This window comes from Marinagarivorans sp., from assembly GCF_982758155.1.
In genome coordinates this window covers 19,696-31,745 of record NZ_CEXWTU010000029.1, presented here as the reverse complement: position 1 = coordinate 31,745, position 12,050 = coordinate 19,696, and the positions used below count along the sequence as shown (strand labels likewise).

Sequence of the window (12,050 nt, the reverse complement as noted above, 5' to 3'; positions counted from 1 at the left end):
CCCTGTGAGGAGGCGCGCATTATAGGCACTTAAATCATCCGCGCAAGCTCTTTTTGAAACTATTTATTTTGGCTCTTTTTCATCGGCGCCTTCAGAGGCTACCGCTGGCGCTTTTGCTCGCAAAAGACCCACCCCCCAGGCAACAGGCCCAGAGAAACAATAGGTGACCGCCATAAGAAGAAGCATGCGTGCCGGATCAACAGTTACCAGCACAAAGATAAGTACTGCCGCGAACAAGACTACAAATGGAACACGCCCCTTTAAATCCAACCCCTTAAAAGAGGTATAACGAATATTTGAAACCATTAGCAAGCCAATTACAGTTGTCATTATCGCTAAAGCGACTGAAACCTCATACGACGGAACTGTATCCGACCAGCTCCACACAATACCTGCAAGAATAGCCGCTGCCGGCGGGCTAGCCAGCCCGACAAAATAACGATTATCAACAACCTCAACTTGAGTATTAAAACGAGCCAAACGTAATGCACCACAAGCACAAAAAATGAAAGCGGCAGCCCACCCCAGCTGACCTAACGGCTCCAACCCCCAACTAAACATTACCAGCGCTGGCGCAAGCCCAAACGACACCATGTCCGACAAACTATCGTACTGAACACCAAAAGCGCTCGTGGTATTCGTCATCCGGGCAACGCGGCCATCAAATCCGTCGAGCATTTGAGCAGCAAAAATTGCCATTCCCGCATTTGCGAAGTCACCATTCATCCCCGAAACAATGGCAAAGAAGCCCGCAAATAGCGCAGCAGTCGTAAATAGATTTGGCAATAGATAGACACCCTTGCGTCGGATCTTTTTACCTTTCTCTTCAACCTCTTCTACATGCTCATCAACAATCTGTGAAATTGGATGCTCATCAACATCATTAAAGTTGTTGTCATCTGGATTCGGCATACTAAGCTCAACTCGCAATAGTGGGGGCAACCCCGTTAAATTTACCCGCGCATCATACTCCAGCTAACGATGATGCCAACCCTCCCAGCAACAGATAGTTGTCGTATCAATCACACACACCCTTATTTGTAATTGATATATTGCCACGGTGAACATTAAAAATGACATTAGAGCCCAAACAATGAATACACTGGAAATTCCAGGCTATATCATAAACCGTCCAATTGATGCCGGTGGCATGGCAACAGTCTACTTAGCCGAACAAACTTCCTTAGGCCGGCAGGTTGCCATTAAGGTAATTAGCGAAGATCTTAATAAAGATGAAAGCTTCTCTGAACGCTTTGCTCAAGAAGCAAGGATAGCAAGCCAGCTTTCACACCCTAATATCGTCACTATTTTTGATTACGGCTCAACCCCAAATACAAACGGGTCAACGCTTTACCTTGTAATGGCTTACATCGATGGCAGCGACCTAAAATAAGCTCTCCTTAGTTACGCGCCTTAAGATTATTCAAGATATTGCCAACGCCCTCGATTATGCACACCAACAAGGCGTTATCCATAGAGACATAAAACCGCAAAACATATTGATCCAGAAAAATGATCATAGAGCTTTACTGACTGATTTTGGCATTGCGAAAGCACACCAAAACAAACAAGAACTTACGCAAACAGGAATGACATTAGGCACCCCCCACTACATGAGCCCTGAGCAAGCACTCGGGAAACAGGTAGATCACACAACAGACATCTACAGCCTAGGAGTCGTTTTGTATTATTCATTAACGGGGCAAATCCCCTATAGCGGTGACTCTGAAGTTGACATAGGCATCAAGCACTTCACTAGCCCCATCCCTATTCTACCCGCCATGTATCAATGCTTTCAGAACATTATAAATAAAGCACTCGCCAAATCCCCCAACGACAGATACCAATCTGCAGCAGAGTTTGCGGAGGCCGTAGGAGAAGTTTCTATCGGGAATTTAGCAACACTGGTGCAGTCTATCAATGACGACAGCGAAGCTCTTACGCACGCATCAAAAACACCCAAAACCCCACCGCCGACGACGACTATATTAAGCAACCTCAAAACCACGGTAATCAGCGCAGCGATTACCGCAACTGTACTGCTGTGCCTTCTTTGGGTATTTACTACAAAAACACCTTTTTCTCATGAAGATAATTCAAACCCGGTAAGCGCTAAAGAGCTACGCTTATACCCTCCACTCACCAACAAACCCACGACGGCAATAGAACACACCAAAGATCAGCACAAACAACCAGCAATAAAGCCGGCAACTTTAACGTGCACCTACAAACTGCTAAATAGCTGGGGGGATGGCTGGCAAGGCCAAATATTACTCAACAACACATCAAATCAAACCATAACTAATTGGCGCATTAGTTTTCCATCCCCCCAAAACGGCAAGATTACGAACTCATACAGCTCAAAAATTGGGCGCGAAAACAAAATTACCGTACTGAGTCCTCACGAGTGGAGCAAAAAAATTAATGCCCAAAGCACCCTCAAACTTGAATTTCAAGGAAATGGGACCGCACCAAACCAACTTAATAGCCTACACTGCAATGGTTAACACGCAGCACAATGTATTTAAATCACACAGGGATGTTAGTGATGAGATTTTACACTCTATTTTTATTAGCCGCTTTTTTCCTTCCTCTTTACGGCTACGCAAAAACACCTCAACTATTATTGGCCAACACTTACAAGCCAGAGCAAAACATAAATTTAAATGATTACTGGGTTAGCGAGAAACTAGATGGTGTTCGCGCTTTCTGGAATGGCCACACATTAATGACCCGTAGCGGGAATATCATTAAGCTCCCAAACGACCTAAAAAACAAACTACCCAATACCCCTTTAGACGGTGAACTATGGTTAGGCCGACAATCTTTTGAAAAGATGAATGGAATTATTCAATCCCATCAAACCCCAAGCTCTCAATGGCATAAAGTGCAGTACAAAATCTTCGATTTACCGAAGAATAAAGGCACATTTAACCAGCGATTAACCGCACTTAACGCGCTGTATATTAATCACCCCAATGACTTCTGGTCCCCTATCGCTCAATTTAAAGTCAAAACCCAACCCCAGCTTCAGCAACACTTACACGACATTGAACAGCTAGGCGGTGAAGGGCTCATGCTACATCTTGGCTCAAGCCTTTATTCAGGCACAAGATCAAACGACCTACTGAAAGTAAAAAGTTATCAAGATGCTGAAGCCATCGTCGTTGGCTATACAGCAGGAAAAGGTAAGTACACTGGAAAAACAGGCGCCCTTATCGTCGAAATTGAAAATGGCATTGCATTCAATATCGGGAGCGGCTTAAGCGATAACGATCGCCAAGCGCCACCCCCAATAGGCAGCACTATTACTTATAAGTATTTTGGTCTAACCCGAAAGGGGACGCCAAGATTTGCCAGTTATTTCGCACCCGAAAAACAGCGAGTTCGCAAATTAAGAGCCCATAGCTATACTGTATAAAAAAACAGCACTAGGAATATTATGTCTCTTGCCGTTATTCATACTCGCGCACTCCTCGGCGTAGACGCGCCATGCGTGCAAACCGAGGTTCACCTCGCCAATGGCTTACCTGCATTCACCATTGTTGGTTTACCAGAAACTGCGGTAAAAGAAAGTAAAGACAGAGTTCGAAGCGCTATTGTGAATAGCCACTTTGAATTTCCTCAACGTCGCATTACCGTAAACCTTGCCCCTGCAGACCTCCCCAAACAAAGTGGCCGCTATGATTTAGCAATCGCGCTAGGTATTCTTGCCGCATCAGAACAAATTCCTTCAACCGGACTCAACAATTACGAGTTTATTGGGGAGCTAGCATTAACCGGTGAGCTGCGCGGCGTTCGCGGTGCCATTGCGAGCGCAAAAGCCTGCGTCGATGCGAAAAGAATCCTTATTTGTCCTCTCGACAATCAACAAGAAGCCGCTTTTTGCGCACCGGACAATAGCCTAGTCGCGCGATCCTTACTGGAGGTCGCAGCTCACTTACACCAGCGCGTAAACCTGCCATCACCGCAAAAAGAGTTTATACCCGAAAATACCATTGTTTATCCAGACTTAGCCGACGTGAAAGGTCAGCTGCAAGCTCGAAGAGCCTTAGAAGTGGCTGCCTCCGGTGGCCATAATCTATTATTTTTTGGCCCCCCTGGCACAGGTAAAAGCATGCTGGCCGCAAGACTTGGCGGAATCTTGCCACCGCTAGAGAATAACGAAGCCCTTGATGTCGCAACCATTCAATCAATTATCGGTAAAACGAACCCTAATCAATGGCGGCAACGCCCATTTCGAGCGCCTCACCACACGGCCTCTGCCGTAGCACTTGTGGGCGGAGGTGGGAACCCAAGGCCAGGAGAAATCTCGCTCGCCCATCAGGGCGTCCTATTTCTTGATGAGTTACCCGAATTTCCACGCGCAGTGCTTGAAGTGCTTCGAGAGCCACTCGAAAGCGGGCGCATAGCAATATCTAGAGCCAACGCTCAAGTAGAGTTCCCCGCACAATTTCAGCTGATTGCCGCAATGAACCCTTGCCCTTGTGGCTATGCTGGCGACCAAACACAGCGTTGCCGGTGCAGCCCACAACAAATCTCACGATACAGGCAGAAAATATCTGGCCCCCTTTTAGATCGTATCGACTTACATGTTCCCGTCATCACGCTTCCAATTAGCGATTTGCACAACAAACCACAAGGCGAAAACAGCGCCACCGTTCGCGCACGCGTAGAGCATTGCAGAAGCTTACAATTCACACGACAACAGTCTGCCAACAGCCAACTAAAAGGATCGCTATTACAAGAACACTGCGCTTTAGATCAAGCCAGTAAAAACTTACTAGAACAAGCCGTAACAAAACTTAACATGTCCGCAAGAGGTTACGACCGCATTTTACGAGTCAGCCGAACACTTGCCGACATGGCCGGTGCAGTAAAGATATCCTCTACGCACCTCGGGGAAGCATTAAGTTACCGCGCGCTCGATCGATCACAATAGCTCCAATGCAATCGCTGTTGCCTCCCCCCCGCCAATACATAAGCTAGCCACGCCCCGTTTTTGCTGTTTGGACTGCAGGGCTGCAATGAGTGTAACGATAATTCTTGCACCCGAAGCCCCCAGCGGGTGCCCCAATGCACATGCGCCGCCACGCACATTGACTTTATCTGGATCCAAACCCAAGTCGTGAATAGCTGCCATTGTCACAACGGCAAACGCCTCGTTAACTTCAAACAAATCAACATCGCCAATATCCCATTCACTAAGGGCAAGCACTTTATTAATGGCTCCCACTGGAGCCGTAGTAAACCATTCCGGTGCCTGCGCAAATTCGGTATAGGCTTTTATCTCAGCCAACGGTGCAAGCCCGCGCGCCAAGGCTTCACTTTTGGACATTAGCAGTAATGCGGCCGCCCCATCAGCGATAGAGCTGGCGTTAGCAGCCGTCACCGTTCCACCTGTCTTAAATGCCGGTTTAAGATTCGGAATTTTATCCGGTCGAGCTGCCGCTATGGATTCATCCGAGTCCACGGTTATTGCACCTTTTCGCCCATCAATAGTGATTGGCGTTATTTCTTGCTTAAAATGACCTTCTGCTACGGCCTGACTTGCCCGCCTAAGGGACTCCAAGGCAAAAGCATCCTGCTCTTTACGCGTGAAATCATATTTTTCCGCAGTAGCCTCAGCAAACACCCCCATCAAGACCCCGCTATAAGCATCCTGCAATCCATCAGTAAACATGTGATCCAATAATTCGCCATGCCCCAAGCGGTATCCTTGCCGCGCTTTTGCTAGCATGTGGGGGGCATTCGTCATACTTTCCATACCGCCTGCAACTACCACAGTCGCACTGCCGCAGCGGATAGCATCAACACCCTGCATTACAGCCTTCATGCCAGAACCGCAGACTTTGTTTACCGTTGTTGTACAAACGCTTGCTGGTAACCCCGCCTTCAATGCCGCCTGCCTAGCCGGTGCCTGCCCTATTCCGGCGGGTAAAACACACCCCATAATGACTTCACTCACCTGATCAGCATCTAAACCACCATTCCTTAGTGCTCCAGTAATCGCCGCTGCGCCTAAATCAGCCGCCGTGCAAGTACTCAACGCACCTTGCATTACACCCATGGGTGTCCTCGCCATCCCAACAATCACCACGCTGTCTAAACGAGCCACCATATTTGCCTCCCATTCTCTTTGCTTTTGTTTTTATGCTTTCATTTTTAGAATTTGTACTCTAACAGTAAAGGCCAACTGTTTAGCGTTTGCTTACTTAATGGTACACTTGCGCCCATTTTTTGGCGCATGTAAAAGCAACAAGCTGAACGTTTGTTGCTACGCATGCCACAACAAACGCAAACGCGGTAGAGCAGCACCATGAATTTAAATTACCTGAGTTTTGAACAAGATATCGCCAAATTCGAAGGCCAAATCGCTGAGCTGAAGCTCGCCAGCACTGACCAAGATGTTGATATCTCGGATGAAATTGACAGCTTGCGACAAAAGCTAAAAAAGGAAACCGAGAGCATTTACAACAACTTAACACCTTGGCAAACCGTGCAGGTTGCTCGCCACCCCCAGCGCCCCTATACCAGCGATTACATTTCTCGCATGGTCGACGACTGGGACGAACTGCACGGTGATCGCCACTTTGGTGATGACTCCGCCATTATTGCAGGCATTGGCCGTATTAACGGCCGCAGCGTAATGATCATTGGTGAAGAGAAAGGTCGCACCGTACAAGAAAAAGTCTCTCGCAACTTTGGCATGCCTCGTCCAGAAGGTTACCGTAAAGCTTTGCGTCTAATGGAAATGGCTGAACGCTTCAAACTCCCCATCATCACACTAATCGACACCCCCGGAGCCTACCCTGGCATCGATAGCGAAGAACGAGGCATCAGTGAAGCCATCGCGCAAAACCTCGCCGTAATGAGCCGACTAAATACCCCAATCATCTGCACGGTTATTGGCGAAGGCTCCTCCGGAGGTGCATTGGCAATTGGTGTAGGCGATCACCTCAATATGCTCCAGTACTCAACCTATTTTGTTATTTCACCAGAAGGTTGCGCCAACATTATTTGGAAAACCGTGGAAAAAGCCCCTCTTGCCGCCGAAGCCATGGGTGTAACATCCAGCAAGCTTGAAGAACTCGGCATTATTGACGAGACAATTCCTGAGCCATTAGGTGGCGCGCACCGCAATCCAGACGTAATGGCTGAAGTGTTGAAAGAACGCTTGAGCGCACAGCTTGATGAACTCTGCGCAATAGACCCAGAAGAGCTACTTGCAAAACGCTATGAGCGGTTAATGAGTTACGGCAACGAATAAAACACCTAAGGGACGAGGAAACAATATTTCATCCACTAATACTTGATATCGACTCCCCTACCTTCGTTGCTCAAAGCGTTACATGCCCCGGCATGCGCCCCTTTAAGCGCCTCGATAAGAAAGTCGATCTCTTCGCCTAATTGGATAAACTATTATTGCCTCGTCCCTTACGCCCTTCGGGGCGTTTTTTATAGGTAACAATTAAAGAGGGAAACCACCATGCATATTGTTATTACAGGTGCGAACCGCGGTATCGGGCTAGCGCTCACACAACATTACATTGCCTTAGGGCATCAAGTCACGGCCATTTGCCGACAAAGCTCAGAAGCCTTGAACCTGAGCCAAGCCAATATTATTCAAAATATTGATATTAGCTGTGGCGATTCTCTCGCAAACTTAGCGCAGCAACTGCACAACAAAAAAATCGATATTTTAATTAACAACGCTGGAATATTGCGTAGCGAAACGCTGAATGATTTTATTCCGTCGACTATTGAGCAACAATTCTTAATCAATGCATTAGCGCCCATCAACATCACCCATGCATTGTTAGAGCAATTAAATAATAGTAGTAAAGTCGCTGTTATCACAAGCCGTATGGGCTCAATTACAGACAATGGCTCCGGCGGCTACTATGGTTACAGAATGTCTAAAGCCGCACTGAATGCAGGCGCAAAATCTTTGGCTATAGACTTAGCCCCTAAAGGAATTAGCGTCGCCATATTACACCCCGGTTTTGTGCAAACGGATATGGTGGGGCACGCAGGTGATATTTCGGCCCAAACCGCCGCCGAACGGCTTTCAGCACGTATTGATGGTTTAACACTCGAAAACACGGGCACCTTCTGGCATTCCAACGGTGAAGTTCTACCGTGGTAATTAACTAGAAGAACACACTGACTATGCTGCCAGCCGCCAAGAAGTATCTTGCGCAATACGCCGAGCCTTTAATTCGCGAAACGGCTGCGCAGCTCAATGGCTGTTTTGACGTTAATAAAACTCATTACAGCCACGCACTGGTCATACCCGCTTACAACGAAAGCACCGCTTTTATTCGTCGCTTGGTACAACAAAACTTTCACGATTGTAAAAAAATACTGGTTATTATTGTTATTAATCAACCCTGCAATCGCCACAAGACTATAACGCGCCTAAACCAAAGACTTTGGGATTACATCAACACACTCGCGCCGACGGATACCTATGAAAATAGTATTTATAAACTGACTAGGCTAACGGCTGCGCAATGTGATTTTTTATGCGTAAACCAGTGCAACCCAGGTACGCCAGAAAAACAAGGTGTAGGCTATGCCCGTAAATTCGGCTGTGATATTGCCATCGAGCTAATCGCAAAGGGATGCATCCTACCAAGCTGGTTACACTGCACCGATGCCGATGCCAGCTTACCAAATAATTATTTCAATGCGCCGCCAGCAAACAATCAATACAGCGCCTTAAACTATGCTTTTTCGCACCGGTTTTTTGAAACAACAAAGAGTGAGAGTCAAAAGAAAACGGAATCAGCTAATCAGCTTTATGAAAAAAGCATACTCTATTATCGCAACGGCCTTGCTTATGCGGGATCGCACTATGCGTTTACTACACTTGGTAGCGCCATGGCCATACAACCCAATTATTACTGTCTGGTCAGAGGTTTTCCAAAGCGGGCTGGAGGGGAGGATTTCTACCTACTCAATAAACTCACGAAATTGGCACCCGTTTATGCCATGGCGCAAACGATACATTTAAAACCAAGGGCATCGTTACGTGTGCCATTTGGCACCGGACCCGCCGTTTATGCCTTATTGAAAAACAGCATTCACTTAGATTTCAACCCGCAAGTTTTTGTGCACTTAAAAGAATGGTTAGATTTTTTATCCGAGTTGCACAACCGCATTCTCACCACACCCGAAAACCCGCTCATTACGTTAAATACTACAACTCAATACGCATTAAATAGTATAAAAATTCAGGTGCTGTTTGAACATATTAAGAAACAATCAAAAAGTGGGATTCAGACAGAGCGCATGGCTCATGATTGGTTTGATGGATTTAAAACTTTAAAATTCATTCACGCACTAACTCGCCAGAAGTACCCCAAAATGGAACTACTACAGCTACAAAAAATTGCGCTATTTAATACCTTATTTGATTCGCAACCTACTGAATAGAGACTCTTTAAAAAGCAGAGTCCAACGCTGCTAACAAATCGTCTTTAACCGCCAACAAACTTTGACCTGCATCTACGACCAAATAACGATCCCGATCTTCAGATACGCGAGTTAAGTAGCCTTGGCGTACCCGCTCAAAAAACTCAACATCTTCTTTTTCAAAACGATCTAGCTCACCACGCGCTGCTGCCCGCGCCAAACCGACCTTTACATCAACATCCAAATAAATTGTCAGGTCTGGACGAAGTGTTTTTTGCACTAACGACTCTAATTGCGAAATAAGTTCAAGATCCAAACCTCGCCCACAGCCTTGATAGGCGTATGTCGCGTCCGTAAAGCGGTCACTTAACACCCAAGTACCCGCATCTAAATGCGGCTTGATAAAGGTATTAAGATGTTGCGCTCTTGCGGCAAAAACCATAAGTAGCTCAGCCGTTGCGTCAACAGACTCTTCTCGGTTAGCTAACAGTAACTCCCTCAGCGATTCTGCCAGTGGTGTGCCGCCAGGTTCACGCGTTGCTACATAATTAATACTTCGACTTTCCAGCCACTGCTTAATAACAGCGATATTCGTCGACTTACCAACACCTTCAGTGCCTTCAACGGTAATAAATCGTCCCCGCATAAATTAACCTCTATTGACCGAAGAAACGGAACTTGAAGAACTCGTCGACTTCGCAGGCTTTACTGTTGAAGAGTAATCAGCCTTACGCTTTAATTGATATTTTCGAACCGCTTTATTGTGCTGCTCGAGCGTTGCAGAGAACTGATGGCTACCGTCACCTTTGGCCACAAAATATAACGCCGCGCCATCGGCCGGGTTTACTGCTGCGGCAATAGCCTCACGGCCAGGGTTAGCGATCGGCGTTGGCGGTAGCCCTTTAATAACGTAAGTGTTATATGGCGTTGGTGCTTTCAGGTGCACTCGCCGAATACGCCCATTATAGTCCTCGCCCATACCGTAAATAACTGTAGGGTCTGTTTGCAGGCGCATTCTTTTTTGTAATCGACGAACAAAAACACCTGCAATATCAGGCCGCTCCTGCGGAACTCCCGTTTCCCGCTCCACGATAGAAGCCATAATCAATGCCTCATAGGGCGAATCGTATGGAAGAGATGGCTGTCGGCGCGCCCACTGACTAGCCAGCTCAATCTGCATTTTTTCGTAAGCTCTCTGCAATACATCTAAATCACTATCACCTTTTTCAAAACGATAGGTGTCCGGGAAAAACCACCCTTCAGGGTTTTCTGCAGGTATACCCAATTCAACAGCAATTTGAGCCGGACTCATATCACTCACCACTTTCTTAAGCTTGGGTTCCGCCGCAAGTAAAGCCAACCACTCTTTAATCGTTAAACCTTCAGCAAAAGTCATGTTGTAGCTAATAACTTCACCAGCTTGAAACCGTATTAATAACGCAACCGGTGACTCATAAGCCGCCAAAGCATACTCACCCGCTTTTAATGTTTCAGGCTGTAAAAACCGGGCATAAGCTCGCCAAACTAAAGGCCAGCGCAAAAAATTCCGTTCAGCTAAAGTATTCGCAACCCGACCAACACCCTGCCCTTTTTCCACTACCAAAACACGCTCATTAGCGGGGATAAATTGTTCTGTATGTAACCACTGCCAAAGATAAACACCGGCAAGAACCGCCATAATCAATAACCATGCAATGATAGCGACGGTCACTCGGGTAACTATTGAATTAGCCATGGGCAGATTGTAAATACCGTTGATGTGATGTTTGAAATTGACGACAGATGTTGCCTATTGACCAACGCACTGTTTTTTCATTCGATGTTAACGACGTGACAGGCCAAAAGCCTCGCACACTATTACCGATAAAAACTTCATCAGCAGCCATTAGTTGATCGAGCGAAATATTCTCTTCTTGTACTTTCACACTCAAAGACGGCGCCAGCTGTTGCTGTAGAAATTGTTTTAATACGCCATCAACACCGCAATACATTAAACTGGGCGTAATCATCACCCCCGCTCTAACAAAAAATATATTGTGTGAGAGCGTTTCGATAACAAGACCATCGGTATCCAACAGTAATGGAATTTTATCCTCTGCGGCAGCTTGACCCGCGAGAACATACTCCAAGCGATTGAGATGCTTTAAACCCGCCAGCTGTGATTGCTTTGCTAAACGAATAGAACTAACGCTTAAAGCAACACCCTCTAAAGCTTCCATAGATGATTCAACTAAAGGAAACCACTGCCAAATCAATGTAGCCTGCGGCTTATCGGGAGGCACATAACCTCGCCCTCCAGAACCTCGCGTTACAATAAGCTTAACAATACCGTCAGGTACGCTCTTTTGCTTTGCTAGGTTGGTTAAGAATAACTGAAGGTCGCTTAACAACTGCTCTTCGGAGAGCGGAATTGATAACCGCTCACACCCTTTTAGCAAGCGCGCCCAATGAAAGCGAGCTAAAGTGCATCGCCCATACTGAAAATACAATGTTTCAAACAGGCCATCGCCATAAGCTAAGCCGCGATCCGACATTGGCAAGCTGCCACCAAAATGGCCATTCACTTGCCACAAACTGTGTTGGCTCATGCTATGAGCTGGCATTTAGCGCCGCCAATACAAGCATAAAAC

General features: G+C 46.6%; 12 protein-coding genes and 1 pseudogene. 8 read left to right on the top strand and 5 right to left on the bottom strand.

Features of this window, described 5'->3' with window-relative positions:
* Window positions 1–63: 63 nt before the first annotated feature.
* Window positions 64–912, bottom strand: a complete 849-nt coding sequence (pssA, locus tag AC3A8L_RS05670) for a CDP-diacylglycerol--serine O-phosphatidyltransferase (protein ID WP_487961263.1) — start codon at window positions 910–912, stop codon at window positions 64–66.
* Between the two features lie 181 nt (window positions 913–1,093).
* Here pssA and AC3A8L_RS05665 point away from each other — a divergent pair, with 181 nt between their 5' ends.
* The 5 genes and pseudogenes from AC3A8L_RS05665 to AC3A8L_RS05645 all read left to right on the top strand — a co-directional run bounded on the left by AC3A8L_RS05665 (window position 1,094) and on the right by AC3A8L_RS05645 (window position 4,942).
* Window positions 1,094–1,393: a serine/threonine protein kinase gene (locus AC3A8L_RS05665; protein WP_487961262.1), complete on the top strand. Its 300-nt coding sequence runs from the start codon at window positions 1,094–1,096 to the stop codon at window positions 1,391–1,393.
* A 10-nt stretch (window positions 1,394–1,403) separates the two neighbouring features.
* Window positions 1,404–1,835: pseudogene (locus AC3A8L_RS05660) on the top strand (serine/threonine-protein kinase); the annotation flags it as partial.
* A 72-nt stretch (window positions 1,836–1,907) separates the two neighbouring features.
* On the top strand, window positions 1,908–2,507 hold the full coding sequence (locus AC3A8L_RS05655) for a cellulose binding domain-containing protein (protein WP_487961264.1): 600 nt from the start codon (window positions 1,908–1,910) through the stop codon (window positions 2,505–2,507).
* Between the two features lie 41 nt (window positions 2,508–2,548).
* Window positions 2,549–3,421, top strand: a complete 873-nt coding sequence (locus tag AC3A8L_RS05650) for a DNA ligase (RefSeq protein WP_487961261.1) — start codon at window positions 2,549–2,551, stop codon at window positions 3,419–3,421.
* Window positions 3,422–3,442: 21 nt separating this feature from the next.
* The gene (locus AC3A8L_RS05645; protein ID WP_487961260.1) at window positions 3,443–4,942 is read left to right on the top strand and encodes a YifB family Mg chelatase-like AAA ATPase; all 1,500 of its coding nucleotides are present in this window, start codon (window positions 3,443–3,445) and stop codon (window positions 4,940–4,942) included.
* Here the strand turns inward: AC3A8L_RS05645 and AC3A8L_RS05640 are convergent.
* The gene (locus tag AC3A8L_RS05640; protein WP_487961259.1) at window positions 4,934–6,121 is read right to left on the bottom strand and encodes a thiolase family protein; all 1,188 of its coding nucleotides are present in this window, start codon (window positions 6,119–6,121) and stop codon (window positions 4,934–4,936) included. The two genes, AC3A8L_RS05645 and AC3A8L_RS05640, sit on opposite strands and share 9 nt — an antisense overlap.
* A 198-nt stretch (window positions 6,122–6,319) precedes the next feature.
* Between AC3A8L_RS05640 and AC3A8L_RS05635 the strand changes: the two genes are divergently transcribed.
* From AC3A8L_RS05635 to AC3A8L_RS05625, 3 genes are all read left to right on the top strand, one after another.
* Window positions 6,320–7,270 carry an acetyl-CoA carboxylase carboxyltransferase subunit alpha gene (locus AC3A8L_RS05635; RefSeq protein WP_487961258.1) on the top strand — a complete coding sequence of 317 codons (951 nt, stop codon included), beginning with the start codon at window positions 6,320–6,322 and terminating at the stop codon, window positions 7,268–7,270.
* A gap of 219 nt (window positions 7,271–7,489) precedes the next feature.
* A complete protein-coding gene (locus AC3A8L_RS05630; protein WP_487961257.1) occupies window positions 7,490–8,149 on the top strand; it encodes an SDR family oxidoreductase in 660 nt (219 codons plus the stop codon).
* Between the two features lie 23 nt (window positions 8,150–8,172).
* On the top strand, window positions 8,173–9,441 hold the full coding sequence (locus AC3A8L_RS05625; RefSeq protein WP_487961256.1) for a hypothetical protein: 1,269 nt from the start codon (window positions 8,173–8,175) through the stop codon (window positions 9,439–9,441).
* Window positions 9,442–9,448: 7 nt separating this feature from the next.
* Here AC3A8L_RS05625 and tmk read toward each other — a convergent pair whose 3' ends face one another.
* Genes tmk through pabC form a run of 3 tightly spaced genes read right to left on the bottom strand, consistent with a single transcriptional unit; the run spans window position 9,449 to window position 12,023 of the window.
* On the bottom strand, window positions 9,449–10,066 hold the full coding sequence (gene tmk / locus AC3A8L_RS05620) for a dTMP kinase (RefSeq protein WP_487961255.1): 618 nt from the start codon (window positions 10,064–10,066) through the stop codon (window positions 9,449–9,451).
* 3 nt (window positions 10,067–10,069) lie between these two features.
* Complete coding sequence (gene mltG / locus AC3A8L_RS05615; RefSeq protein ID WP_487961254.1) at window positions 10,070–11,155, bottom strand: endolytic transglycosylase MltG; 1,086 nt, start codon at window positions 11,153–11,155, stop codon at window positions 10,070–10,072.
* Window positions 11,148–12,023, bottom strand: a complete 876-nt coding sequence (gene pabC, locus AC3A8L_RS05610; RefSeq protein ID WP_487961253.1) for an aminodeoxychorismate lyase — start codon at window positions 12,021–12,023, stop codon at window positions 11,148–11,150. Before pabC ends, mltG begins: the two co-directional genes overlap by 8 nt.
* Window positions 12,024–12,050 lie beyond the last annotated feature (27 nt).

Coding starts and splice junctions, on each gene's coding strand:
- pssA (WP_487961263.1), bottom strand. CDS start 912: ATGCCGAATCCAGATGACAACAACTTTAATGATGTTGATGAGCATCCA.
- AC3A8L_RS05665 (WP_487961262.1), top strand. CDS start 1,094: ATGAATACACTGGAAATTCCAGGCTATATCATAAACCGTCCAATTGAT.
- AC3A8L_RS05650 (WP_487961261.1), top strand. CDS start 2,549: ATGAGATTTTACACTCTATTTTTATTAGCCGCTTTTTTCCTTCCTCTT.
- AC3A8L_RS05645 (WP_487961260.1), top strand. CDS start 3,443: ATGTCTCTTGCCGTTATTCATACTCGCGCACTCCTCGGCGTAGACGCG.
- AC3A8L_RS05640 (WP_487961259.1), bottom strand. CDS start 6,121: ATGGTGGCTCGTTTAGACAGCGTGGTGATTGTTGGGATGGCGAGGACA.
- AC3A8L_RS05635 (WP_487961258.1), top strand. CDS start 6,320: ATGAATTTAAATTACCTGAGTTTTGAACAAGATATCGCCAAATTCGAA.
- AC3A8L_RS05630 (WP_487961257.1), top strand. CDS start 7,490: ATGCATATTGTTATTACAGGTGCGAACCGCGGTATCGGGCTAGCGCTC.
- AC3A8L_RS05625 (WP_487961256.1), top strand. CDS start 8,173: ATGCTGCCAGCCGCCAAGAAGTATCTTGCGCAATACGCCGAGCCTTTA.
- tmk (WP_487961255.1), bottom strand. CDS start 10,066: ATGCGGGGACGATTTATTACCGTTGAAGGCACTGAAGGTGTTGGTAAG.
- mltG (WP_487961254.1), bottom strand. CDS start 11,155: ATGGCTAATTCAATAGTTACCCGAGTGACCGTCGCTATCATTGCATGG.
- pabC (WP_487961253.1), bottom strand. CDS start 12,023: ATGCCAGCTCATAGCATGAGCCAACACAGTTTGTGGCAAGTGAATGGC.